The organism is Blautia caccae (assembly GCF_040095955.1).
In the GTDB taxonomy this organism is placed as follows: Bacteria; Bacillota; Clostridia; order Lachnospirales; family Lachnospiraceae; genus Blautia; species Blautia celeris.
In genome coordinates this window covers 161,350-187,334 of sequence record NZ_JBBMFP010000001.1, presented here as the reverse complement: position 1 = coordinate 187,334, position 25,985 = coordinate 161,350, and the positions used below count along the sequence as shown (strand labels likewise).

Annotated in this window: 24 protein-coding genes, 1 pseudogene and 1 riboswitch; of the genes and pseudogenes, 17 read left to right on the top strand and 8 right to left on the bottom strand. The window is 47.6% G+C overall.

Annotation, left to right across the window (positions count from 1 at the left end; all coding sequences use genetic code 11):
• The first annotated feature begins 49 nt into the window (after positions 1-49).
• The 5 genes from WMO65_RS00800 (at position 50) to lpdD (ending at position 4,185) form a co-directional block, all read left to right on the top strand.
• Positions 50-1,480: a non-oxidative hydroxyarylic acid decarboxylases subunit C gene (locus WMO65_RS00800; RefSeq protein WP_081960556.1), complete on the top strand. Its 1,431-nt coding sequence runs from the start codon at positions 50-52 to the stop codon at positions 1,478-1,480.
• A 23-nt stretch (positions 1,481-1,503) separates the two neighbouring features.
• Positions 1,504-1,710: a non-oxidative hydroxyarylic acid decarboxylases subunit D gene (locus WMO65_RS00795; protein WP_054350977.1), complete on the top strand. Its 207-nt coding sequence runs from the start codon at positions 1,504-1,506 to the stop codon at positions 1,708-1,710.
• A gap of 113 nt (positions 1,711-1,823) precedes the next feature.
• A complete protein-coding gene (locus WMO65_RS00790) occupies positions 1,824-3,200 on the top strand; it encodes an SLC13 family permease (protein WP_033143787.1) in 1,377 nt (458 codons plus the stop codon).
• Positions 3,201-3,229: 29 nt separating this feature from the next.
• Positions 3,230-3,796 carry a UbiX family flavin prenyltransferase gene (locus WMO65_RS00785; RefSeq protein ID WP_033143788.1) on the top strand — a complete coding sequence of 189 codons (567 nt, stop codon included), beginning with the start codon at positions 3,230-3,232 and terminating at the stop codon, positions 3,794-3,796.
• Complete coding sequence (gene lpdD / locus WMO65_RS00780) at positions 3,793-4,185, top strand: prenylated flavin chaperone LpdD (protein WP_054350978.1); 393 nt, start codon at positions 3,793-3,795, stop codon at positions 4,183-4,185. Before WMO65_RS00785 ends, lpdD begins: the two co-directional genes overlap by 4 nt.
• Positions 4,186-4,347: 162 nt before the next feature.
• On the opposite strand, the gene WMO65_RS00775 is transcribed toward lpdD, so the two are convergent.
• Complete coding sequence (locus WMO65_RS00775; protein ID WP_148393433.1) at positions 4,348-5,205, bottom strand: MurR/RpiR family transcriptional regulator; 858 nt, start codon at positions 5,203-5,205, stop codon at positions 4,348-4,350.
• Positions 5,206-5,640: 435 nt separating this feature from the next.
• Here WMO65_RS00775 and ald point away from each other — a divergent pair, with 435 nt between their 5' ends.
• Positions 5,641-6,753, top strand: coding sequence for an alanine dehydrogenase (gene ald, locus WMO65_RS00770; protein ID WP_103733259.1), 1,113 nt, complete (start codon positions 5,641-5,643; stop codon positions 6,751-6,753).
• 259 nt (positions 6,754-7,012) lie between these two features.
• Entirely contained in the window at positions 7,013-8,407 is a 1,395-nt protein-coding gene (locus WMO65_RS00765) for an alanine/glycine:cation symporter family protein (protein ID WP_054350979.1), read from the top strand.
• A 64-nt stretch (positions 8,408-8,471) separates the two neighbouring features.
• Here the strand turns inward: WMO65_RS00765 and WMO65_RS00760 are convergent, their stop codons facing one another.
• From WMO65_RS00760 to WMO65_RS00740, 5 genes are all read right to left on the bottom strand, one after another.
• A complete protein-coding gene (locus WMO65_RS00760) occupies positions 8,472-9,125 on the bottom strand; it encodes an acetyltransferase (protein WP_148393432.1) in 654 nt (217 codons plus the stop codon).
• A 248-nt stretch (positions 9,126-9,373) separates the two neighbouring features.
• Entirely contained in the window at positions 9,374-10,186 is an 813-nt protein-coding gene (locus tag WMO65_RS00755; protein WP_148393431.1) for an SDR family NAD(P)-dependent oxidoreductase, read from the bottom strand.
• Between the two features lie 69 nt (positions 10,187-10,255).
• Entirely contained in the window at positions 10,256-10,834 is a 579-nt protein-coding gene (locus WMO65_RS00750; protein ID WP_033144066.1) for a TetR/AcrR family transcriptional regulator, read from the bottom strand.
• A gap of 78 nt (positions 10,835-10,912) precedes the next feature.
• Positions 10,913-11,800 (bottom strand): DMT family transporter, encoded by an 888-nt coding sequence (locus WMO65_RS00745; protein ID WP_148393430.1) that lies wholly within the window; start codon positions 11,798-11,800, stop codon positions 10,913-10,915.
• The gene (locus tag WMO65_RS00740) at positions 11,797-12,429 is read right to left on the bottom strand and encodes a PhzF family phenazine biosynthesis protein (RefSeq protein ID WP_148393429.1); all 633 of its coding nucleotides are present in this window, start codon (positions 12,427-12,429) and stop codon (positions 11,797-11,799) included. The genes WMO65_RS00745 and WMO65_RS00740 overlap by 4 nt, the downstream gene beginning before the upstream one ends.
• 104 nt (positions 12,430-12,533) lie before the next feature.
• Between WMO65_RS00740 and WMO65_RS00735 the strand changes: the two genes are divergently transcribed.
• Positions 12,534-13,403 (top strand): LysR family transcriptional regulator, encoded by an 870-nt coding sequence (locus tag WMO65_RS00735; protein ID WP_148393428.1) that lies wholly within the window; start codon positions 12,534-12,536, stop codon positions 13,401-13,403.
• 32 nt (positions 13,404-13,435) lie between these two features.
• Here the strand turns inward: WMO65_RS00735 and WMO65_RS00730 are convergent.
• Positions 13,436-14,281: pseudogene (locus WMO65_RS00730) on the bottom strand (nucleoside recognition domain-containing protein); the annotation flags it as partial.
• 91 nt (positions 14,282-14,372) lie between these two features.
• Between WMO65_RS00730 and WMO65_RS00725 the strand changes: the two are divergent.
• From WMO65_RS00725 to WMO65_RS00710, 4 genes are all read left to right on the top strand, one after another.
• Positions 14,373-15,215, top strand: coding sequence for a tyrosine-type recombinase/integrase (locus WMO65_RS00725; RefSeq protein ID WP_033144069.1), 843 nt, complete (start codon positions 14,373-14,375; stop codon positions 15,213-15,215).
• Between the two features lie 380 nt (positions 15,216-15,595).
• The gene (locus WMO65_RS00720; protein WP_148393426.1) at positions 15,596-15,988 is read left to right on the top strand and encodes a hypothetical protein; all 393 of its coding nucleotides are present in this window, start codon (positions 15,596-15,598) and stop codon (positions 15,986-15,988) included.
• Between the two features lie 113 nt (positions 15,989-16,101).
• Positions 16,102-18,468 (top strand): alpha-xylosidase, encoded by a 2,367-nt coding sequence (gene yicI, locus WMO65_RS00715; RefSeq protein ID WP_148393425.1) that lies wholly within the window; start codon positions 16,102-16,104, stop codon positions 18,466-18,468.
• 5 nt (positions 18,469-18,473) lie between these two features.
• Positions 18,474-18,571, top strand: a riboswitch (purine riboswitch).
• Positions 18,572-18,649: 78 nt separating this feature from the next.
• Positions 18,650-19,300, top strand: a complete 651-nt coding sequence (locus WMO65_RS00710) for a CatA-like O-acetyltransferase (protein ID WP_033140263.1) — start codon at positions 18,650-18,652, stop codon at positions 19,298-19,300.
• A 39-nt stretch (positions 19,301-19,339) separates the two neighbouring features.
• On the opposite strand, the gene WMO65_RS00705 is transcribed toward WMO65_RS00710, so the two are convergent.
• Entirely contained in the window at positions 19,340-20,101 is a 762-nt protein-coding gene (locus WMO65_RS00705) for a GntR family transcriptional regulator (RefSeq protein ID WP_227246384.1), read from the bottom strand.
• Positions 20,102-20,456: 355 nt separating this feature from the next.
• Between WMO65_RS00705 and udp the strand changes: the two genes are divergently transcribed.
• From udp to WMO65_RS00680, 5 genes are all read left to right on the top strand, one after another.
• Positions 20,457-21,224, top strand: coding sequence for a uridine phosphorylase (gene udp, locus WMO65_RS00700; RefSeq protein WP_033140262.1), 768 nt, complete (start codon positions 20,457-20,459; stop codon positions 21,222-21,224).
• Positions 21,225-21,310: 86 nt separating this feature from the next.
• Positions 21,311-22,822: an ABC transporter ATP-binding protein gene (locus tag WMO65_RS00695; protein ID WP_033140280.1), complete on the top strand. Its 1,512-nt coding sequence runs from the start codon at positions 21,311-21,313 to the stop codon at positions 22,820-22,822.
• Positions 22,816-23,913, top strand: coding sequence for an ABC transporter permease (locus WMO65_RS00690; protein WP_148393424.1), 1,098 nt, complete (start codon positions 22,816-22,818; stop codon positions 23,911-23,913). Before WMO65_RS00695 ends, WMO65_RS00690 begins: the two co-directional genes overlap by 7 nt.
• Positions 23,910-24,863, top strand: coding sequence for an ABC transporter permease (locus WMO65_RS00685; RefSeq protein WP_054350992.1), 954 nt, complete (start codon positions 23,910-23,912; stop codon positions 24,861-24,863). The genes WMO65_RS00690 and WMO65_RS00685 overlap by 4 nt, the downstream gene beginning before the upstream one ends.
• Positions 24,864-24,877: 14 nt before the next feature.
• Positions 24,878-25,975 (top strand): BMP family ABC transporter substrate-binding protein, encoded by a 1,098-nt coding sequence (locus tag WMO65_RS00680; RefSeq protein WP_033140259.1) that lies wholly within the window; start codon positions 24,878-24,880, stop codon positions 25,973-25,975.
• Positions 25,976-25,985 lie beyond the last annotated feature (10 nt).

Sequence of the window (25,985 nt, the reverse complement as noted above, 5' to 3'; positions counted from 1 at the left end):
ATTGGCATCATTTTAACAAGTGCATGAAACAGGTAAAGGAGGAACTGAAGTGGCTAAAGTGTATAAAGATTTAAGAAGCTTTTTGGCAACCCTGGAGAAGGAAGGACAGTTGGTCCGCATAAAAGATGAAGTTATGCCTGAACCGGATATTGCATCTGCAGGACGCGCAGCTGCAAATATCAAAAACGGACCGGCAGTATTGTTTGAGAAAGTCAAAGGATATAAAGGAAGGGTTGTCACGAATGTACATGGTTCGTGGGCTAATCACGCGTTAATGATGGGTCTGCCCAAGGATACGCCTACCAAGGAACAGTTTTTTGAGCTGGACCGCAGATGGGACAAATATCCGGTACAGCCAAATATACTTAAAAGGGAGGAAGCGCCCTGCAAGGAGAATGTGATTGATAAAAATATTAACCTTTTTGATGTCCTTCCTCTTTATAGGATCAATGACCAGGATGCGGGCTTTTTCATCTCTAAAGGGGCTGTGGTTACAGCAGACCCGGAAGAACCCGGCAATTTTGATAAGATGAATATGGGTATATACCGGATTCAGGTTAAAGACAAAGACCGTATCGGAATCCAGGCTCTGGCTTTCCACGATATCGCTGTTCAGTTGGAAAAGGCTGAGAGAAAGAATGAGAAGCTTCCGATTGCCATCACGATCGGCAACAGCCCACTCGTTTCGTTTATGGCCTCCACACCGATCGGATACAAACAGAATGAATATGAGTTTGTGGGCGCTCTCCAGGATGGAGTCCCGACAGATATCGTAAAATCAGATCTGTATGAGCACCTTTATGTGCCGGCAGGCTCAGAGGTAGTTCTGGAAGGGTATATTGAGCCGAGAGTACGTGAGCCGGAAGGCCCGTTTGGTGAATTCCCGGGTTCCTATTCAGGATGCAGGAACCAGTGCGTAGCCAAAATTGAAAGAATCACACACAGAACAAATCCTATTTTTGAAAATCTGTATCTGGGTATTCCGTGGACGGAGATTGATTACCTGATGGCACTGAACACATCAGTTCCGCTGTTTAAACAGGTGAAGGAGAGTATCCCGGAGCTGGTTGCCCTGAACGCCATGTACTCACATGGCATGGGTGTCATTATTTCCACTAAATGCCGTTATGGCGGATATGGCAAGGGCGTTGCGTTCCGCCTGCTGTCCACACCTCATGGCATGCCGTATTCAAAAATCATAATCGTGGTGGATGAATTTGTGGATCCGTTTAATCTGGAACAGGTAATGTGGGCGCTGACCACCAGGGTAAAACCGGATAAGGATGTGGCAATCATACCGAACTGTCCTGGTATGCCGCTGGATCCGTCTTCTGTTCCGGCCGGTATGCATACAAAGATGATCATAGATGCAACCACGCCGGTTGCTCCGGAGCCGAATCCGAGAGAGGTAGAACTTCTTGATCCGCCGGTTAAGACAGAGGAATATTCCAAGATTATCCGCGAATTATTTAAAAATTAAGGTAGAAATAAGGAGGTAATAAGATGATTTGTCCGCGTTGTGATAGTAATAAAGTAAGAAAAATGGTTGATTCTCCGGTGGGAAAGGTATGGGAGGTTTATCTCTGTGAGGAATGCTTTTATTCCTGGCGTTCTACAGAAACGATCAATATCCACGAAAAATTTAAGCTGGATAAAGAAAAAATACCGACCATGCAGGTGATTCCGCCCGTTCCGCCTCTGGACAAATAGTCCGAAGGAAAATCGTCAGTCTTCATATGTGCCGGACGTAACTGTTATAGTCCGGCACATTTTTTCTGGTCACAGGGCATTTTGTGGCCGTTTATAAAGAAGAGGGTAAAAGAATGAAAACAAAAAAAATTGGTTTTATCGCGGGTATACTGGTAGCTCTGATCATCCATTTCCTGCCGCTGCAGGGTATCGAGCCTGCAGGACAGACATGTCTGGCACTGACCCTTATGACGGTTGTCTGGTGGGCAACCCAGGTCGCACAGTCCGGTTATGTGGGCGGCATCTATCTGATACTTTTGATCGTACTCGGCGTGGCAGAGCCGGAGCTTGTTTTTAAATCCTGGACAGGTTCTACCATGTATCTGATCATCGGAGCATACCTGATCGCTTCCGCAGTCAAAGATTCCGGTTTGGGGGAGCGCATTGCGTATGCTTTTATCATTAAATTTGTACGTTCCTACAGAGGGATTCTCATATCTATTTTTGTGCTGACCTTTATTATGAGTATTCTGATTCCCCATCCATGGCCGAGGGCTTTTCTGATCATGTCTGTAATGGCAGTTGTGGTGAAGAGTGCCAAGATGCCAAAAGAGGATGCCGTTAAAGTGGGGTTTACCGTATTTGCGGCATCTGTGCCGGTTTCCCTTATTTTTCTCACCGGTGACAGTATTATCAATCCCCTGGCAGTTGCCAACTCAGGTGTGGACTTAGACTGGCTGGGCTGGTTTAAAGTTATGGGGCTGCCGGCGATCGTAGCTTCTGTTTTGACACTGCTTCTCATCCTTGTTCTGTTTAAACCATCCAAAGAGCTGGAAATCAATCTGGACGAGGTGAAAGAAAAACAAAATTCTTTAGGTCCTTTATCCACCCTGGAAAAGAGAACTGCTGTCTGGCTGGTAATCGCCATTGTACTGTGGGCGACGGATTCCATTCACGGTATCAATATCGGCTGGGTAACCTTGGGTGTTGCCATGTTCATGAGTATGCCGGTTATTGGCGAAGTCCTGACCGCAAAATCCTGGGGTGAAGTACCTGTGCATGTGCTGATCTTCCTGACATCAGCCATGACGATTGGGACTGTGGGAGGCGCCACAGGGATGAACGAATGGCTGGCAAAGACCATTCTGCCATCCACAATACCAAATAATCCACTGGTGTTGGCAGCGTTTATCGCGCTGATTGCCATGATCATACATATGTTTATGGGTTCTGTTATCGCGGTTATGGGCGTAGCCATCCCGGCACTCATGGCGTTTACCTCTCCTATGGGAATTAACCCGCTGGTAACGACTCTGATCGTGTATACGGCGGTGGCGATACATTATATCCTTCCGTTCCATCATTTGAATATGCTGGTAGGACAGGGGGAAGAGAACGGTATGTATACCCAGAAAGAGACGATCCGTCTTGGCATTCCGCTGACGGTAGTGGTATTCATTGTGACTGTCCTGGTGGAGATCCCATGGTGGAAACTTCTCGGCATGTTATAATTCAATCATTCATAAAAGGTGGTAAAAACATGAGGATAATCGTAGGAGTGACCGGTGCTTCCGGAGTAGAGATGAGTTATTATCTGGTAAAGGCTCTGAAGAATATAGAAGGATGCCAGGTGCATCTTATTTTAACAGAAGGTGCAAAGAAGACCTGGAAACTGGAGAGTGATATCCCTCTGATCGACCTGGTTCTGCTTGCGGATGTTGTCCATGAGGATGAAAATCTGGCAGCAGTTATTTCCAGCGGATCTTATGTGACAGAGGGCATGATCGTCATGCCGTGCAGTATGAAGACGCTGGCCGGAATTACGGCGGGATACGCGGAGAATCTTCTGGTGAGAGCTGCGGATGTGTGTCTGAAAGAAGGCAGGAAAGTGGTATTGGTACCGCGCGAAATGCCGCTTGGAAAAGTACATTTGAGAAATATGAAAGAGGCAGCAGAATTGGGATGTGTGATCATTCCGCCGGTTCTTACCTTCTATAACGGGCCAAAGAATATTGAGGAACAGATAAACCATATTGTTGGCAAAATACTGATGCAGTTTGGGATTACGCATGAGAAGTTTGTGCCGTGGACAGGAGCAGAGGAATGAATTTGGAAGAATATCATATAACAAAGGCAAGCGGCAGCAAATACCAGATTGAGCTGCTGGCCGTTTTCTGTGGTCCTGATCTCAGTGTCACCATCTGCGGAGGAACAGGATACCATGTGGGTGCCATCGCCCTGGGGTGTGCCAGACCGATAAAAGAGGGAAGAGAGAGGTCAGCTACGGTCAGTGTTATCTGTGCGTATGAGCATAAAGATGATGAGGCGGCCAGGCAGTCTGCAAAATATCTGGCAACAACCCTGAAATGCAGGGTGTCTGTGGCAGCCGGCATACACGTGGACAATGCATCAGAAGATGAACTGGATCTATTAATGAAAAACAGTGAAGACGCATGCCGCGAACTGGTCAGGGCCGTTATGGATATCAGCGTGTGATGATAACTGCAAAAATACCAAAGAATAAATAATACAGGATACACTCCTCCCCGGATGACAGATGATCCAGAAACTGCCATCCGGGGAGGGGTGTTTTATTGTATGCCATACAATTTTTCTGTATTCGCCATTGGGGAGTCCGGAAGGCCGGACCCCCACATCTCAATACACCTGAAGTTCGTTTATATATTTATCAATATTCTTCAGCTTCTCCTCATTGGAGTAACCGATCTTTTTGTTGATATCAGCACAGAGCATTTCCATAAGAAATTCCACGCCCACGTATGAATTGAAGAAGGTACTGCTGTTTAATCCGACGGTGAAGACAATATCCGCGTATTGGGCCAGCAGCGCGCTCCGCTTGTCTGTGATGACTACGATACCGGCGCCTGCGTCCTCGGCCATCTGTACTGCCATCTTATCCAGCTTGGAATACCTGGGAAAGCTGTAGACGATCACACAGTCTTCCTTTCCGATATCACTTAAATGGTCAATGACATTGGCATTGGAATCATTGGTAGGGTACACATCCGGCAGCATATGTTTTAACAGGAAATAAGTATAGGCGCCCACACCGGAGTTGGCCCTGGAAGCTATGACAAATTTTTTCCGGCTTTTGATGATCAGGTCAGCGGCCTTGTCAAAGGTTTCCCTGGAGTTATTTTTCAGAACAGAGGAAATATTAGCCTCTGTGTTCACCAGAAATTCTTCCATAAAGTTGGCTTCGCCCCGCTCCATACTCATTTTCAGACGTTCGTACGGAACGGTAATATTGCTGGACATGCTGTAGACATTGTCCTTATAGCTGTTCCGCAGATTCCGCTGAAAGTCCATGAAGCCGGTAAATCCCAGTGCTCTGGAGAAGCGGATCACAGAGGATTCGCTGACGCTTAACTTCATGGCGATATCCGTGGAGGTCATAAAACAAGCCTCCTCCACATTGTCTATGATAAATTCTGCAATGACCTTTCCGGTCTTGGTAAGTTTGGTACTTTTGAGTAATTCCTTTATTTCATTCATGCAATTCCCCCAATAATATCCCTTTATCCAGGGATTTTTCGCAAATGATCATATTTTTCCGAAATTTTAAAGCTTCCTATGTATATGTTAAAATTGTAACATATATCTTAAAATTTTGAATGGACAATTTAACCAAAAAACCAGTCTCTTTTTCTGTAAATCTGTCTTATTGCACAAATGCTTGATGTGTGATAAAGTAAAACCATCAAAGAAATGAAGAAAAAAAGTCTTTTAAAATATAAAATGAAAAATAATATTCATTACTCTATCAGCAGGACGATGACTGGTTTCATATATTACATCATAGTATTTCATAAGTGTATCTCATTGGAATTTCATAACCGGAGGGTTTTGAAATAAATAAACCACCCACGTGGATCCGCGGCCTGGGTGCTTCCAAATTAAGCGGAACAAAAATATCAGGAGGATATAATTATGAGAGTAGGATGCGTGAAGGAAATCAAAAACAATGAGTATCGTGTAGGTTTAACACCGGACAATGTTGTCTCTTATGTCAATGCCGGCCATGAAGTTTATATTGAAAAAGACGCAGGCATCGGCTCAGGATTTACCACAGACGAGTATGTAAAAGCAGGAGCTGTAATTCTTGATTCTGCGAAAGAAGTCTGGGACAGATCTGAGATGATGGTGAAGGTAAAAGAACCGCTGAAAGAAGAGTACCAGTATTTCCACGAGGGACTGATTCTTTACACATACCTGCATCTCGCTGCTGACCGTCCTCTTACAGATGCGCTGCTGGCATCAAAGGTAAAGGGCGTTGCTTATGAGACTCTGATCGAGAGAAATGGCAGTCTGCCGCTGCTGGCACCTATGAGCCAGATCGCAGGACGCCTCAGTATCCAGGAAGGAGCAAAATATCTGGAGAAACCGTTCGGAGGTTCCGGTGTTCTGCTCTCCGGTGTACCGGGTACACCAAAAGCCAATGTTGTCATTCTGGGAGGCGGCAATGTTGGTACCAATGCCTGCAAGATCGCTGTGGGAATGGGCGCGAACGTGACAATCACGGATATCAGTCTGAACCGTCTTGCATATCTGGATGATATCTTCGGTTCCAGAATCCAGACCCTGTACAGCACAGATGCTGCCATAGCCAATGCAGTGGCAAACGCGGATCTGGTCATCGGCTCAGTCTTGATTCCGGGTAAGGCAGCCCCCAAGATCATGAAGAGAGAGTATCTGAAAAATATGAGACCCGGAAGTGTGATCGTAGATGTGGCAGTGGACCAGGGCGGATGCTGTGAGACAACAAAAGTGACCTATCACGATGACCCGACCTTCGTTGTAGATGGTGTTGTGCACTATTGTGTGGGAAATATGCCGGGTGCGGTACCCAGAACATCCACCATCGCCCTTACAAACGCTACCCTGAAATATGGTCTTGAGATTGCCGGAAAAGGTCTTGAGACAGCATGCAAAGAAAATAATGTTGTGTATTCTGCTATTAATACGTATAATGGATTCAGTACATGTAAAAATGTATCGTTAAGTTTCAATATGGAAAATACAGATGTTACAACCTTGTTCTGATACTATCACTTATATGTAACTGTTCAGTACCTTCACAGTTACGAGCAAAAATCCATGTAAAATCGCCTTTGGCGATGGGATTTTTGCCTGGCTGCTGAACTTTTTCTTACGGTCAGCGCTGTAAATGCGCAGACCTGCTGAATAGTTACACTTATACTACATAAAGTATTTTACAGCGCGGCAATAGGTTAAAGACAGATGTCGGTTTCGTACCTTTGCCGCGCTCTTTTTCTCATTGGATTCGATTGGAGGTAGATCTATGGATAGTATTTTGCATTTGCTGGAAAAAGTACAGGCAGTCGTTTGGGGACCGCCTACTATGGTTTTATTGATCGGGACAGGTTTATATTTTACGCTGAGACTGAAATGTCTGCAGGTTGTACATCTTCCGAGAGCACTGCGGTATATTTTTGAAAAAGAGGAGGGCGAAGGAGATGTCTCCGCGTTTGGATCCCTCTGCACGGCCCTGGCGGCCACCATTGGAACCGGCAGTATTGTGGGTGTTGCCACAGCACTGCGGGTGGGCGGTCCGGGCGCACTTTTCTGGATGTGGGTTTCTGCCTTTGTGGGTATGGCTACAAAATACGCGGAAGGCCTTCTGGCAGTAAAATACCGCACGGTGGACGAGAACGGTCAGATCGCCGGAGGTCCCATGTACTATATCCAGAACGGCATGGGAAAAAAGTGGATCTGGCTTGCAAAGCTCTTTGCCTTTTTCGGTATCATCACAGCACTGCTGGGCTGCGGGACTTTTCCGCAGGTAAACGCGATCACAGAGTCAGCAAGTGAGGCGTTCCATCTTCCTGTGGCCATCATTGGCATTGTGGTTACCATAGCGGTGGCAGCAGTTGTCCTGGGAGGACTGAAATCCATCTCCAAGGTGGCGGAACTGGTTGTCCCGGTCATGGCGGCAGCTTATGTGATCGGTTCCTTTGCAGTGCTTTTTGTCAATGCATCAGCCATTCCGAAAGCATTTGCCCTTATCTTTGAATCGGCATTTACGCCTCATGCCATGCTGGGCGGCGCCGGCGGAACCATTATGATCTCTGTGATGACTGCCATGCGCACGGGATTTGCCAGGGGTATTTACACAAATGAAGCAGGCCTTGGAAGTTCACCCATCGTTGTGGCTGCGGCAAAGACAAAATCCTGTGTGCGCCAGGGGCTTATTTCCATGACAAGCGTATTTTTCACCACGATCATCATCTGTACCATGACAGGTATTGTGGTGATCACCTCAGGCCTTCTGGAAACCACAGAGCTGGACGGCGGTCTGCTTTCAAATGCGGCATTCAATGCCAGCCTTCCCGGGGATATCGGTATGTACATGGTGACCATCGGCCTTATTTTCTTCTCCTTTACCACCATTATCGGCTGGTGTTATTATGGGGAGCGCTGTCTGGTATATCTGTTCAACAGCGTAAAATACATACTGCCTTATAAGATGGTTTATATTGCCTGCATAGCAGTGGCTCCGTTTTTATCCCTGAAACCTATCTGGCTTCTGGCGGATATTACCAATGCCTGCATGGCATTTCCGAATCTCATCGGACTTCTGGGACTGAGTTCTGTGGTGATCGCGGAGACGAAAGCTTTTTTCCAGAAAGAAAAAGAGAAAGATAAAGAGAAGGAACGTGGGATTGCCCCCACATAATCGGATTATACCGCACCTGCGTATTTGGGTGCGGTATAATTTTGCCGTTAAGCCGGCGGAGCGGTTAATGTTTTCTTTTGGCAGGAACCCCTACAACGGTGGTTCCGTCCGGCACGTCGCGGATCACCACAGCACCGGCCCCCACAATGGATTCCCTGCCAATGGTTATGTGATCCAGGATCGTGCTTCCTATACCGATGAAGGAACGTCTGCCTATTTTCGCGTGGCCTCCCATGGAGACCTGAGGGCAGATATTGACATAGTCTTCAGCCAGACAGTCGTGTTCGATCACTGCGTGGGTGTTTACAATGCAGCCGATTCCCACATAGGCATTGATATTGACGACGGCACCTGCCAGTATGGTGCAGCCATTGGCCACATGGGCAAGGGGGCTGATGACAGCCGTGGGGTGTATCAGGGTTGCAAGGGGAACCCCTGCAGCCAGCACCTGTGCAATTTTCTTTTCCCGCAGGTAATTGCTGCCGCTTGCCACAATGACCTCGTCATAACCATGTATCAGTTCGCTGACCTTTTCCTTTGCCTCCTCATAAATTGTGTGACCGGGAATCTGGCGGTGTCCTTTCTCTTTGATATCGAGAAAGTCAATCCTGCTGTATCTCTTCATTGCCAGAGCACAGTCCAGGGCTACCGTCCCCTGATCTCCGGCGCCCCATATTAAAAGGCGCTTCGTATTTTTTGCAAATCCAGATGTTTCCATCTCCCTACCTCCTCATTCCCTCATTTCTATCTTATGCCTGTACCAGAAAACGTTTACAGTCTGTCTGCGGATGACTCGCGGGCAGTACGGTAAGCAGCCTGTTCTGTTCAAGAATAATTCTTATTTATATGATACACTTAAAACAACAGGGAAGCAAGTGGAAGAATAGTCAGACAATCATATGGAATTGTGATAAAAATATAACAAAGGGAGGCATCAGAAGCGCGGAAGAAAAGCAGAGTATGCCGCTACTTATGGCTGGCTGAGGTATTTGCTTTTTTCTTTATGACGCCGGCGGAGAAGGATGCAGACATTTTATAGAATGCTTTCCGCGGCATGAATCTTCCCATAAACCTTATAAGCTTTGCCCCGGCATCCGGAACGGATACCACCTTTCCCTTTCTGAAATCCTTCATGGCGTCCGCCACAATATCATCCGGCTGGCGGAAACCAAACATTCCCTTTTTGTTCTTATCCATATGCATCCCCGCGTTCTCGTGAAAATGAGAGTCAATAAAGCCGGGGCAGACAGCCTGCACATGAACCCCTGTTCCAACCAGCTCTGTGTGCAGCCCTTCTGTGAAATTCAAAATGTACAGCTTTGTGGAGGAGTAGAGGACATTGTGAGGCATCACGGCAAAAGCGCCGTCGGAGGAAATATTGATGATAATACCGTCATGGCGCTGCAGCATACCTTTCAGGACGCAGTGTGTCAGTTGTGTGACACACCAGATCTGCAGGTACAGCATTTTTTCGATATCCTCTTGGGGTGTATCGGCAAAGAACGGTTTTAAACCGAAACCGGCATTGTTTACAAGAACATGGATGTCCCTGTCTCTGATACAGGAGAGCAAATGGCTGATGCCGTTTGGGTCCGACAATTCCACGATCAGCACCTCAGCTTTTATGTGGTACCGCTTTTGCAGTGTTTCCGCGTTTTTTTGTATGATTTCTCTGCGGCGGCCGGTGAGGATCAGATCATATCCGGCGGAGGCAAAGTATTTTGCATAGCTGAGTCCCAGTCCGCTTGTGGCACCTGTGATAAGCGCTGTATTTTTCATATTAACCATCCTTTCAGTGAACAAAGTTCACTCAAATCCTGTAATAAAATCCCTCTTAAAAGGGACTTATCACTTTGTCAGTTTGCTCATGTATTCTTTGATTCTTGCCGCTTTTTCTTCCGGGGTAAGGCTTTCGTCGTTTATGATCGGAATTTGTCCGTATAGGATAAACTGGGAGAAAGATTTTGTGTCGGAGATGGAGATTGTTCCGTTTGCGTTCAGGCTGTCAAAAAACTCTGCGGCAAAGGGCAGCATATAGTCACAGATAGAGTAACTGAGCAGTGTGTGGAAGGTCCGGTTCTCCTCCTTGTGGAAAAAGGCATCGTATTTTTCTCTGCTGCCGGAAGTCAAAAAAAGAGCGGCGGCCCGGTCAAAAGCGGAGGACATATCCCCGCTGTGTTCTTTCAGGGCACGTACAATGGGAGCGCAGTAATCAGAGACGTACTGTCTGACTGCCTGTTCAAATAATACCTGTTTGGATTCAAAATAGCGGTAGCAGAGACCGGGAACAACACCCACCGCTGATGCGATATCCCGCATGGTGGTCTGCTCATATCCCTTTTCCGCAAATACACGCATGGCAGTGTCCATGATTTCCTGCCTGCGCTCCTCCGGGGGTTTGGAAACCCTGATCTTATCTTTTGCCATATGATCATCTCACTTTCTGAAAACAGTATAGCACGATAAGTGAATAAATGTCAATGAACAATAGTCAATAATACCGGATTAAAGGGATTCCGCCGGAATTTCTGCATTAACCGCTTCGGCAGCAGGCATAAATTTTGACAGGATCACACCGGAAAGTATCAGACCTGCGCCCAGATAATCTGTCCAGTCCAATATCTCATGTAGAATAAGAAAGGAAAGAACCGCGGAAAATACTGGCTCCAGGGAAAAAATCAGTCCGATCCTCTCAGCCGTGGTATATTTCTGGGCCACAGACTGCGCGAGAAAACCATAAGCACTGCACATCAGTCCAAGACAGAGTATGGCTGCCCACTGTGCGGGGGAAGCCGGGAGGGACGGTGTTTCAAACAACATCATACAGACGGAGGCACACGCGGCAATAACACCAAACTGGATGGTGCTGAGAAGGAAGGTGTCTGCAGTTTTAGAGGTTTTTTCAAGCAGAAGGATATAAACAGCATAAAAAAACGCACCTGCCAGGCTGTAGATGGCCCCGCCATTCAGGGAAAGCCCATTTTTGGCGGTCAGAAGATACAGGCCGGCTCCGGCAAGAAGAATACTGGACAGTACCAGCCTGCGGGGGAGTTTTCTCCATATGATACTCTCCAGAATGGGAATAAAAATAACGGTAGTGCTGGCTAAAAACCCTGCGGTGGATGCAGTGGTACGGCTGACACCATAAACCATCCCGGAAAATGTGAGAAACAAAAGAATTCCCATCAGAATCCCTTTTCCTATATCGGAAGGCTTGGCTGAGCGATACTTTTTGGAAAAAACCAGTGTCATAAAAAGAAACGCGATTCCGAAACGCAGTGCGATCAGGTTAAAAGGGGCAATGCTTCCAAGCCCTATTTTCATCAGCAGATAAGAGGACCCCCAGACGAAAGAGACGCTGACCATCAGCATTTCAGCCTTTTTGCTGTTCATAAGTCATCCCGCCTTTCCTGCACATACAATTCAGCGACGGAGTATAGGGCGGTTTCTCCTGCAATGAAAACCCTGTCCCCGGAAAAACGGCAGTATAAAATACCGCTTCTTTCAGAAGCCTGCAGGGCGCGGAAATCCTGCTTTTTCAGCTTTTCTGCCCACATAGGGATGACATGGCAGTGACCGGAGCCACAGATCAGATCACGTCCGAGCCATGCTTCGGCCGGCATAAATCCCACGGCCGCTGCCATCTCCTCTGTGACCGGTATTCGGTGCAGGGGATAGGACGGCATGTCCAGTTCATATCGTCCATCCTTTTTTCTGACGGTAAGTTCTCCGCTTTTGGTCAGAAAGGATATCCTGGTCCTGTCCTTTATGACAAAACGCATCAGCACATAGGCAGCAGTGAGAGCGGCATGCCCGCATAAATCAATTTCCCCGCCGGGTGTAAACCAGCGCAGTTCATACGCATCCCCTTTTCTGACCGTAAATGCCGTTTCAGACAGATTGTTTTCCCTGGCAATATTCTGCATCAGCTCATCCGGTATCCACTGTTCCGGAAGACAGACAGCGGCAGGGTTTCCTTTGAATACGGTATCAGTAAAGGCGTCTGCAATGTAACATTTCATTTTCTTCCATCTCCTTGTCTTTGGTTTTATATTAGTATATACTGGTTTTTAAAATAAGGAAAATAAATAGATATTATATAAATATGCAGAAAGGTTATTTGAAAATGCAGCGTTATATTGCACTACAAAAAATAGTTGAACTTGGAAGTTTTACAAAGGCGGCCAACCTGCTGGGATACACACAGCCTGCCATGAGCCAGATGATCTCATCCCTGGAAAAGGAGCTGTCCGTTAAACTTCTGTATCGCTCCCGCTATGGCGTCCATCTGACGCTGGAGGGGGAGAAGCTGTATCCGTTCATCCAGAGAACCATGGCTCAGTATCAGTCCATGCTGGAGATGGTAAAGGAAATCAGGGGGCTGGAATCCGGGGTGATCAAGATCGGTACTTTTTCCAGTGTATCAGCACACTGGCTGCCAAAGCTGATCAAAAAGTTTCAGATACAGTACCCCAATGTACAATTCGTACTTCATCAGGGGGATTATACTACGATACCGGAGTGGGTGCGGATTGGGGAGGTGGATTTCGGATTTGTGAACCCGGACGCGGTCAAGGGAATCAGGACCAGACTCATAAAGGAGGATAAACTGATGGCTGTGCTCCCCACCGGCCATCCCCTCTGTGAACAGGAGTATGTCACCATGCAGGATCTGGCAAAGGAACCGTTTCTTCTTCTGGAAGAAGGGGCTTTCAGCGAGACTCTGACTGCGTTTCATGCCGAACAGATAGAACCGGACATAAAACTCCGTGTCCATGATGACTACTCCATTTTATCCATGATTGAGGAGGGCCTGGGGGTCAGCATCATACCGGAGCTGATTCTGTGCAAATCCAGCCACCAGGTGGCAGTGCGGCCCATACAGCCGGTTGTGAAGAGAAAAATCGGGATTATCACACAGGATAAAAACACGATTCCCATTGCAAGCAAGGTGTTCATTAAGTTCTTACTGGAAAATGTGGATATCCTGCCTTAGGGCGTGTTCGTTTTGGCAGCGGGGACGGCTGTTCATATGAACAGCCGCACCATACAATTAAATAAAAAGCAAAAGACGAAGCCTAAAACCGTGGGAATGAGAAATGCCAAAAACGTCCATTTTAAACTGTGTGTTTCCTTTTTGATGGTGAGAAGTGTGGTGGCGCAGGGCCAGTGCATGAGTGTGAACAAAAGCATAGAAACAGCAGTAAAACAGGTCCAGCCGTTTTGTACAAGCAAAGTGTGCAGGGTTGCAAGACTGCCGGAATCGGTCAGTGTCCCCTGTGCCGTGTAAGCCATGATCATGATGGGTACCACGATCTCATTGGCCGGCAGTCCAAGGATGAAAGCCAGCAGAATGATACCGTCCAGTCCCATAAGCCGTCCCGCAGGTTCCAGGAATCCGGCAAAATGCAGCAGCAGGGAAGTATCCCCCACAGTTACATTTGCCAGTATCCAGATAATGAGTCCTGCAGGGGCCGCCGCGATCAGTGCCCGCCAGAGTACGTGAAGGGTGCGGTCCATAACAGAGCGCACCAGTACACGGAAGAACTGGGGCCGCCGGTAAGGCGGAAGTTCCAGCGTAAAAGAGGAGGGAACCCCCTTCAGTACTGTCTTAGACAAAAGCCAGGATGAGAAAAACGTCATGAAAATACCCAGCAGTATGGTGGCCGCCAGTAAAAGGGCAAGGGACAGGGAAGTAAAAAGCCCGGTGCCGGCGGCAAAAAACATGGTGAGAACAGCTAAAATAGTGGGAAATCTTCCGTTGCAGGGAACCAGGCTGTTGGTCAGTATGGCAATCAGGCGCTCCCTGGGGGAGTCTATGATACGGCATCCGGTGACACCCGCTGCGTTGCATCCAAAGCCCATGCACATGGTCGGTCAAGATCAGGATTTTTTGATATCTGCGGAGCATAACTTTTTTCTGTATGCGGTAGAATAAGTAAAAACAGAGAAAGGAAGCAGGAAAATGAAAAGAAATACACAGAAAATTCTGGGAGAATATGAAGAACATTTGCTGTATCAGGAACGCAGCCAGAAGACTGTTGAGAAATACATCCGTGATCTGCGCGCCTTTTTTACGTTTCTGGATGGGAAGAAAATGGACAAAGAAGCAGTTCTGAGATGGAAGGAAAAGCTGAGAGAAACTCATGCGCCTGTCAGTATTAATTCTATGCTGGCCGCTGTGAACAGCTATCTGGAATTTGCAGGTATGCCGCAGATGAAGGTAAAGCCGCTGAAAGTACAGAGGGAGATCTTTTCCAGACCGGAAAAAGAACTGACCCGTGAGGAGTATGTGCGTCTTGTAAAAGCAGCAGATCAGAAGGGAAACAGAAGGCTCTCCCTTTTGCTGCAGTCTATCTGTGCGACGGGGATTCGTGTATCGGAGCTTCAGTATATTACGAAAGAAGCCCTGAGTACGGGACAGGCATTCGTAGCGTGTAAAGGAAAAAGCCGTACCGTTTTTCTGCACCGGGATTTATGCCGCGCGCTTCGGAGTTACTGCAAAGAGACCGGTATTGAGAGCGGTCCCGTTTTCCGCACAAAAAGCGGCAGACCTCTGGACAGGAACAATATATGGAGAGATATGAAATCTCTGTGCCAAAGTGCCGGGGTGGAGCCGAAAAAGGTGTTTCCCCATAATCTGCGCCATCTGTTTGCAAAGGCTTATTATATGCTGGAGAAGGATTTGGTAAAACTGGCGGATTTATTAGGGCACGCAAATATTTCCACGACACGTATCTATACAATGGAAAGCGGAAGAGAACATTTAAGACAGCTTGAAATGATGAAGCTTGTTATCACTACATGAATTGACTGCATAATGGTGATTATGCCATCATGCACCTGGAATCCTCAATGAAAGTTACATAGTGATATTCTAACATACCTGGTTAAGAAAAACAAATATTTGATCCGCCGGCTTATTTTCTGCCGGTTTTAGACGCCTGATGTATAAGAGAACATGGAAAAAAGACCGGAGCCGTTATTTTCCGCACACCGGTCTGCTTTTCATGTGTTTCTAAAACAATATGGCTGCATTTCTCAATGATAGAAAGGACATTACAGTTTTTGGGTATATGATATAGAATGCTTCGAACTGTAATTTTACGGCATAATCACCATTATGTACTCAACCCATAAATGAAAAGATCACATGGGATAACCGACAGTACATAGGAGGATTGAGAAATGAGAGGCGGAGATTTTTTTATTCATGTGGAGACCATCAGAGAGAATACGCCGAAAGGATGGATCATGAACCCCAATTATAGTGAAATACTCAGGTTTCATGATTTTGGGGACATGCTGCTGAAAATAAACACAGTTTTATCCTATCTGGAAAACAGCCGGGCAGGAACTGCCGAACTGCCGGAGTTTCATTCCCTGCAGGATTCCGGATTTGGGAAAAAGGCGGCGTGCTTTTATCTTCTGCAGATATTCTGCACACAGCATAACAGCTGGCAGGGGCAGCTCAGGGGCGCGGACGGAAGGAGGAGGTATTTTAGAAGTGCGCTGGAAGCTCTGTGCATGATGGAGGAGGGAATCCGGGAGACAGCCAAGAGTTCTGAAAAGACGAATTAGTCATGGCAGTATCGCAAACTTGTAATGGAAAATCAAACAGGATAGCTTACAATGGAAATATCAGCAGAAGCGGAATAGGCAATAGCTATGCATAGTTTGAAAGGAGATTGACAATGCGGTTTACAGACGGATTATGGGAGTCGAGAAACGGATATAAGCTTCACAGGGCTCATTCCCTGTGGGAGTGGAGGGCAGAGAAGAATCAGGTACATTTCATGGTGCCCTGTACGGAGATACGGTCACTCAGGGATACGATAGCCGGACCGGTCCTTCATTTTACCATCACTGCCCCGAAAGCGGACATACTGGCCGTCAAGGCCTATCATTTTACAGGCAAAAAGGAGTGCGGGCCATACTTTGACCTGGATGTTTCCTATCGGGATATGGAAGTATGCGAGATGGAGCAGGAAATCACTGTAACAAACGGCAGGATGAAAGCAGTGGTAAGGAAAACTGGAGATTTTGGAATCGCTTTTTATTTCGACGGACGTTTCCTTACAAGATGCGGGGAAAAGGGAACGGCTTATGTCACAGACGCGGAATATGAGGCAGATAAGCTGTGTGACTATAATGGAAGAAACGGCAGAAGCAGCCAAAACGAAAACTATATTCGGGAAATGCTGAGTCTGGATGTGGGAGAATATATCTACGGTCTGGGAGAGCGCTTTACTTCCTGTATCAGGAACGGGCAGTCTGTTGACTGCTGGAACCGTGACGGAGGTTCCAACGGAAATCAGGCTTATAAGAATATTCCCTTTTATCTGTCCAGCAAAAGCTACGGTGTATTTGTAAATACCCCTGCCAGAGTGGGCTTTGAGGTGGCCAATGTGAGTGTGCGCCACGTGGAGATCGCAGTGCAGGAGGAGGAACTGGAGTATATGGTGATCGGGGGCAGCGAACCGAAAGAGGTTCTGTCAAATTACACGGCCCTCACGGGAAGGACACCGGTTCCCCCTGCCTGGACCTACGGCCTGTGGCTCTCCACAAGCTGGATGCCGGATTCAGACGCGCAGATCACACTGGATACCATTGACAAGATGAAAGAATATGACATTCCACTGTCCGTGTTTCATTTCGACGCGCGCTGGATGGATGATTTTAAATGCTGTGATTTTGTCTGGTCAAAGCGGTTCGGGGATGCCAAAAAGCTGCTGGATGCTATCCATGAAAGAGGCGTGAAGGTCTGTGTGTGGATCAACCCATATATAAGCCAGGAGTCTTATCTGTTCCGGGAGGGCAAAGATAATGGGTACTTTTTGAAGACAAAGGACGGGGATGTGTGGCAGTCCGATAACTGGATGTCAGGGATCGCAATTGTGGATTTTACAAATCCTGAGGCGGTACGCTGGTACCAAAGCAAACTGGGTGCTCTGCTGGATATGGGAGTGGATGCACTGAAGACGGATTTCGGAGAGCGGATTCCAACGAATGTGGTCTATTTTGACGGTTCAGATTCTGCGAAAATGCATAATTATTATCCCTATCTCTATAATCAGGCGGTTTATGAGCTGATTCAGGAGAAGAAGGGGGAGGGATGCGTATTTTCCAGATCTGCTACGGCCGGAACCCAGAAATTCCCCTTTAACTGGGGCGGGGATAATGAGGCTTCCTATATTTCCATGGCGGAAAGCCTGAGGGGCGGTCTGTCACTCTGCCAGTCAGGGTACGGGTATTGGGCCCACGATATCAGCGGATTCTGCAGGACAGCAACACCGGACCTGTATAAACGATGGGTGCAGTTCGGCCTGCTGTCCACGCACAGCAGGCTTCACGGGGAGCAGAGCTACCGGGCACCCTGGTATTTTGATGAGGAGTCCTGCAGGGTGCTGAAGGCATTTACGAACCTGAAATGCAGGCTGATGCCTTATCTGTACAGCGGAAGTGTGCAGGTATTGGAGGAGGGAATTCCCCTGATGAGAGCCATGATGCTGGAGTTCCCACAGTGTCCCACTTCTCTGCATCTGGAGCGCCAGTATATGCTTGGAAGTGACCTGCTGGTCGCCCCTATTTTCAATGAAGAGGGCCAGGCGGAGTTTTTCCTGCCGGGAAATGGGTGCTGGACCAATTATCTGGACAGTGAAATCCTGGAGGGCGGCAAGTGGTACAGACGGAATTATGATTATTTCCATATGCCGCTGTTTGTCCGTCCGGGAACCATTCTCCCGGTGGGCGCAGAGGAGGATACTCCGGTCTATGATTACGCGGATGGGGTGACGTTTCAATTGTATGAAATACCCGAAGCGTTTGAAAAGGACTGCAGGGTCTATAATACCTCAGGGGAGCCGGTCCTTAAGCTGAATGTGAAACGCATGGGAGAAAATATAACATTGGAGCTGCAGGGGCAGGCAGAACATGTCTTTGTACAGCTCATGCATGTCAATGACATCAGATGTGACGGGGAAGTACGGAGAGAGAAATGTGAAAATGGTATCCGCTTCGAGATGCGGGAAGGTATCCTGGAATTTGCATTGCAATCATAACCGCAATCGTTTATAATGAAAACAGTTATATAAGCTCATAATATGGTTGAGCGTTTCTACCAACTGCCGTAAATAGTTGATTATAATTCTTTGGATTATAGTCATCTGTTTACGGCTTTTTTATTCATGCAGCAGAAAGTCCGCCGGGCGTACTTTTGGTGCTTTATTTCAGGAGGTATTTATGGAAAGAAAAAAACGAATTTTAAAGGATTACAAACGGGAAAGCCACTTTGATTATTTCAACAGTTTATCTTACCCGTACGTGGGAGTAACAGTCAATGTTGAGATAACAGATTTATTAAAAAAGGTTAAGGCAGAGAAACTGCCCTTTTTTCTCACGTTCTGCTACTGCGTGTCAAAGGCGGCAAACGGTGTCCCTGAATTCAGGCAGCGTATTGTAAATAACAGTATTGTAGAATATGAATCCTGCAGAACGTCACACACAGTGGCATTGGAGGATGGAACATACTGCTACTGTACTCTGGAAAGCAGTATGCCGTTTCCTGATTATCTGGACTACGCTGTACGGGCGCAGGAAGCGGCAAAAAGCGAGAGGAGTATTGAGGAGGACAGGGAGGAGAGCAATGACAAAATATTTATCTCAACGCTTCCCTGGCTGACCTACACCTCGTTTATCCAGCCTGTCCCCATTCCTGCGGACAGCAATCCGAGGATCACCTGGGGAAAGTATTACAAACAGGAGGAAAAAGTCCTGATGCCAGTATCCGTGCTGTGTAACCATGCTCTGGTTGACGGAAAACATATGGCTGATTTTTATGAGGCTCTTGACAGGGAAATCTGCGCAGTCTGCGGGCCGGTATCACTTCTCTGAGCTGTTTCCGGCCTCTGGGTCTGTTTCCGGTTTCTGAGTCTATTTTCGGAAAGTCAGTACCAGGTTGCAGGATTCCAGAGGGATATAGTGCTTGGAAGCTGCCAGGGTGAGGCCGGAGTCATCGTACAGATTTTCCTGTATCATCAGAAATGTATTTTTTTCGGACAGCCTGTATTTCTGGGCCGTGAAGTTGCCTGTGTCTGATCCTCTCAGATTCAGAGTGGAGGAGACAGCATGGCTGTATACATCCTTGTTCAGAAATTGTGTCAGGCTGTCCGTGTCTGTAAAGTCAATATTGAACCTGGTAACTGTCTCGATAGGGATAAAGCTGAGGGAGTAGGCAAATGTGCTTCCCGGCTGGTCTTTATACCACCGGTCAATAATGGCGACTACAGGGGTTTTCCTGCCGATGATATTGCTGATAAAATCCGTGGGAGGTTCCAGGCGGTATTCTGTCTCCGTCTCTGTTATGGTCTGGCCGCATTGGAACACAGGATTGCATAGATTGGTGAAGTCTTTTACAGGCGCCTTCTTTGTTTCCTGTACAAAATTACCCTTTCCCTGTACGTTGTGGATCAGCCCGTCTTCTCTGAGCAGAGCCAGTGCCTGGCGGAGTGTCATACGGCTCACCCCCATCTTTTTAGACAGGTCCGGCTCGCTGGGGAGCTGTGATCCCCTGGGATATTCCCCGCTCAGAATCTGGGCATAGAGCTGATCATAGACCTTTACATGCTTCAATTTTCTTGATTTTTCTTCGGACATTCCTGTTTTGGGAACCTTGTTGTCTAGTGGTTCATTCATATCATTCTCCTCCGTCGGCAATATGGTAATATCAAAATAAGATATGACAATTATACAACTTTACATTATATTAGTCAATTTGAAAACATGTACTAATTATTCAGTCAGATCTGGGTATACTGCTATGTGCTCTGCATCCTGCACTGGCTCTACACTAGGTCTGTAAAGAGTAACATGTCTAATATTTGACGGATAAATGTAAGCACCTTAACAGATAAAGTTGTAAAATATGCACAAAATTAGCGGATAAATATTGTATATATTATGCATAGTAATTTGATTGACAGAAAATTATACAAGTGGTAATATACATGTATAGAAAAAATATACAGGTACAAACAAGGAGGAAATACATATGAATTACGCAGAAGAGGGTGTGCAGTATCATCTGAATATAAGGAAAGGGGATGTGGGAAGATATGTGCTTCTTCCGGGAGACCCTAAGAGATGCAGTAAGATCGCGGCATACTTTGACAACCCTGTACTGGTGGCAGACAGCAGAGAATATGTGACATATACGGGATATCTGGACGGAGAAAAAGTCAGCGTCACATCAACGGGAATCGGCGGGCCGTCAGCGTCCATCGCCATGGAAGAACTTGTAAAGAGCGGGGCAGATACCTTCATCCGTGTGGGCACATGCGGCGGTATGGATGTAAATGTAAAGGGCGGAGACATTGTGGTTGCCACAGGCGCCATCCGCATGGAAGGTACCAGCAAAGAATATGCCCCCATTGAATACCCGGCGGTCGCTGATTTCGGCGTGGCCAACGCGCTGGTAAAAGCAGCCAAAAACTGCGGATATGAGTATCACGCAGGTGTTGTGGAGTGCAAGGATGCATTTTACGGACAGCATGAGCCGGAGACAAAGCCGGTCAGCTACGAACTGATGAACAAATGGGAGGCATGGCTGAGACTTGGCTGCAAGGCTTCAGAGATGGAGTCGGCCGCACTGTTTGTGGTTGCCAACTACCTGAGAGTGCGCTGCGGTTCCAATTTCCTGGTAGTAGCCAATCAGGAACGTGAGAAACAGGGGCTTTCCAATCCGGTGGTCCATGATACGGATGCTGCTATCAAGGTGGCTGTGGAAGCGCTGAGAATATTGATCCGGGAAGATAAATAACGCAGAAGGCTGGAATCCCACACAAGAGAGGGGAGAGGCTGAAACACGGCGGAGGAGGTTTTTAAGTGGAGCAGTATGTAATTGAAATGGAACATATCACCAAGGAATTCGGCAGTTTCAAGGCAAATGACGACATTACGCTGAAACTGAAAAAAGGTGAGATTCACGCGCTGCTGGGCGAAAACGGTGCAGGAAAGTCCACCCTGATGAGTGTACTGTTCGGGCTGTACCAGCCGGAGCAGGGAACGATCAGGATGAACGGAAAGCCTGTGACGATCAATAACCCGAACGATGCCAATGCGCTGGGAATCGGAATGGTACATCAGCATTTTAAACTGGTACATAATTTTACGGTGCTGGAGAGCATCGTGCTCGGACATGAATCGGTAAAACACCGTTTCCTGAAAATGGATGAGGCCAGAAAAAAGGTGGTGGAGCTGAGCGAACGGTATAAGTTTAAAATTGACCCTGACGCTTTGATCAGCGATATCACGGTGGGAATGCAGCAGAGAGTGGAAATCTTAAAAATGCTCTACTGCGATAATGATGTCCTCATCTTTGACGAACCCACCGCTGTGCTGACACCCCAGGAGATCGATGAGCTTATGAAAGTCATGAAACAGTTGGTATCCGAAGGAAAATCCATTCTGTTCATCACACACAAACTGGCTGAGATCAAGGCAGTGGCAGACCGCTGTACCGTACTTAGAAAAGGACGCTGTATCGGAACCATTGATGTGGCAGGTGCCAGCAAGGAGGAGATGTCCGAAATGATGGTAGGCCGCAAAGTGGACTTTGTCGTGGAGAAGAAAGAAATGAAGCCTCTGGGAACAGCGCTCTCGGTTCGTGATATGACGATCCGCTCCAAACGTACAGGCAAAAATGTGGTGGACCATGTATCCTTTGAGGTGAAGAAGGGAGAGATCGTCTGCATTGCAGGAATTGACGGCAATGGCCAGTCAGAGCTTGTCTACGGGATCACCGGGCTTATGGGGATCGACGAGGGTCAGGTGTTTCTGAATGGTAAGGATATCACAAAAGAAAGTATCCGCAGAAAATGTCTGGACGGTATGGCCCATATTCCTGAGGACAGGCACAAGCATGGAATGGTTCTGGATTACACACTGAAGGAGAATCTGATCCTCCAGAATTATTACACCCCGCAGTTTGATAAGCATGGATTTTTAAGATTTGATGAAATCGACAAATATGCGGAGAAGCTCATAGAGCGTTATGATATCAGAAGTGCCCACGGCGCGGAGTCCATTGCCAGAGGCATGTCAGGCGGCAACCAGCAGAAGGCAGTGATCGCCAGGGAGCTGGACAGAAACCCGGAGATCGTGATCGCGGTTCAGCCGGTCCGCGGCCTTGATGTGGGGGCCATAGAATATATACACAGACAGATCATAGCACAGAGAGATGCCGGGAAAGCAGTTCTTTTAGTATCCTTTGAGCTGGATGAGGTCATGAATGTCAGTGACAGGATACTTGTCATGTATGAAGGGAAGATCGTTGCGGATGTGAAGCCGGAAGATGTGACGATCCAGGAACTGGGGCTTTATATGGCCGGAACAGGAAAGGGGGATGCGGCATGTTAAAACAAAAGAATAAGAAGGGAAATGAGGGAGTGGAAAGTTTTCTCTCCTCCGTGCTGGCGGTGGCAGCGGGGCTGCTGTTCGGACTGTTTATCCTTCTGATCACCAACTCCAATGAAATGTTTTCCGGTTTCCTCACGATTTTACAGGGCGGATTTGTGGACGGCATGAGCGGGATATCCCAGACTCTTTATCTGGCAACCCCCATTGTGATGACAGGACTTTCTGTTGGGTTTGCCTGGAAGACAGGGCTGTTTAACATAGGCGCATCCGGGCAGTTTACCGTGGGAGCCTATATGGCGGTTCTCATTGGCGTGAAGTGCACCGGACTTCCGGGCAGTATCCACTGGCTGATCGCAATCTTAGGCGCAGCCGCGGCCGGTGCGTTGTGGGGCCTGGTGCCGGGATTTTTAAAGGCAGTGGCAAATGTAAATGAAGTGATCTCCTCTATCATGATGAATTATATCGGCCTTTATCTGACAAACCTGCTGATCACAAAGACGGTCTACGACCAGACTGGCAACCAGAGTGTTTCGGTTGCGAAGACCGCTTATCTGCCAAAGGCAGGTCTGGACAAGCTTTTTCCGGAGGCCAATCTGAATATCGGAATCCTCATCGCAGTCCTGTTCGTGGTGGGAATGTACATATTGATCAATAAGACGGCGTTCGGGTATGAGCTGAAAGCCTGTGGCAAGAACCCGGATGCCAGCCGTTATGCAGGCATCAATGCCAGAAAGAATATCATACTGTCCATGGTTATTGCGGGCGCACTTTCAGGTGTTGGCGGAGCACTTTTATACCTGTCTGATTTCGGAAAGCATATGCAGGTGCTGGATGTGATCGCGTCTCAGGGATTTTCAGGAATATCCGTTGCACTTTTGGGATTGTCCAATCCCTTTGGTATTCTGTTAGCCAGCCTCTTCATTGCGCATATCACTATTGGCGGCTATAATCTTCAGCTTTTGAGCTTTACACCTGAACTGATAGATATTATCATCTCAGCCATTATATACTTTGGGGCATTTTCCCTGCTGTTTAAGACATTTATCCGCAGATGGACGAAGAAATCGAAAAGGGAGGAGACAGCATCATGAACATTATCTATTTTTTGATACAGCAGACCATGTTTTTTTCCATTCCCCTTTTGATCGTGGCATTGGGCGGAATGTTCTCTGAGCGAAGCGGCGTGATCAATATCGCTCTGGAAGGTATTATGGTTATGGGCGCGTTTATCAGCATTGGGTTTATCAATGTATTTCAGGACCGTTTGAGCGGGCAGGGGCTGTTTCTGCTGGCATTTTTAGTGGCTGCGGTAGCAGGCGCTTTATTCTCTCTGCTCCATGCGTTTGCCTCCGTCAATCTGAAAGCAGACCAGACGATCAGCGGTACGGCGCTGAATATGTTTGCACCGGCCTTTGCTCTTTTTATGGCGAGAATGGTACAGGGAAAATCCCAGGTTCCTTTTACGGATACCTTCCATATTGAAAAGGTGCCGGTTCTGGGAGATATTCCGGTTATTGGGCCTATGTTCTTCCAGAACTGCTATCTATCCACTTACATTGGAATACTGATCTTTATTGCAGCCTCCGTTCTGATCAGCAGGACCAGGTTCGGTCTTCGGCTGCGCGCCTGCGGCGAGCATCCCCAGGCAGCGGACTCTGTGGGAATCAATGTGTATAAGATCAGATATGCGGGGGTTTTGATCTCCGGTGTCCTTGCAGGTGTGGGCGGACTGATCTTCGTGATACCGACTTCCACCAATTTTAATGCAAGCGTGGCAGGATACGGTTTCCTGGCACTGGCAGTGCTGATCTTTGGTCAGTGGAGGACTAAGGGGATTCTGGGTGCGGCGTTTTTCTTCGGTATTTTGAAGACACTTGCCAGCGCGTACTCAGGGATTCCGGTCATCAAGGACCTGCCCATACCCAATGAGATCTATAAAATGCTGCCGTATGTGGTCACACTGATCGTACTTGCCTTTTCTTCCGGCAAATCAAAAGCTCCGAAGGCGGAAGGCATTCCATATGACAAAGGAAGCAGATAGGAGGGTATAAGAGAATGATGAAAAAAGTGATAAGTCTGTTTCTGGCGGCAGCGCTTTGTGCATCCCTGACAGGATGCGGGCTGGGCGCAAAGCAGGCGGCAAAGGTCAGCAGCGGAAAAGGCGCGGAGCTGGCCCTGAGTACAGACGTGGGAAGCATTGATGACCGTTCTTTCAACCAGGGATCATGGGAAGGACTTGCAAAATATTCGGAGGAATTCGGCATTACCCATAAGTATTATCAGCCCACTGAGAAATCAGATGAGGCATTTACCACCTCCATCAATCTGGCGGCAAAAGGCGGCGCCAAGGTGGTGGTGTGTCCGGGGTATCTGTATGAGATTCCCATCCACACCATGCAGCAGAAGCACCCGGAGGTGAAGTTCATAATTTTGGACGGGACGCCTCATTCCGCAGATTCTGCAGAACCGGATATCGGGGAGAATACAGCGTCCATCTATTTTGCGGAGGAGCAGGCGGGTTTTCTGGCAGGTTATGCGGCGGTCTATGAAGGCTGCACAAAACTGGGATTTATGGGCGGGATTGCAGTTCCGGCGGTTATCCGTTATGGCTATGGATTTATTCAGGGCGCGGACTACGCGGCAAAAGAAAAAGGCATGGCTCCGGGCAGTATTGATATGAAGTACACCTATGTGGGAAATTTTGAGGCATCCCCGGAGAACATGGCTAAAGCGGCATCCTGGTACAATGAGGGTACAGAGGTGATCTTCTCCTGCGGCGGCCCTGTGGGCAACTCCGTCATGAAAGCAGCGGAAAACGCAGGGAAAAAGGTGATCGGCGTGGACGTGGACCAGAGCGCAGAGTCGGAGACTGTCATGACCTCTGCCATGAAAAATCTGAGCAAAGCAGTCTATGACTATCTGACGGATTTTTATAACGGGGAATTTAAAGGCGGAGAGAGCATTACGCTGGATGCCTCAGAGGATGGCGTGCAGCTTCCTATGGAAACTTCCAGATTTACGGTATTTACACAGGAGCAGTATGACGCCATATACGAAAAGATAGCGGATAATGAGATCACCATTTTAAAGGATGAGGGAATCGCCGACGCGTCAGAAATAGAAGCTGAATATGTGAATGTGAAACTGATTTAAGAGCAGAATA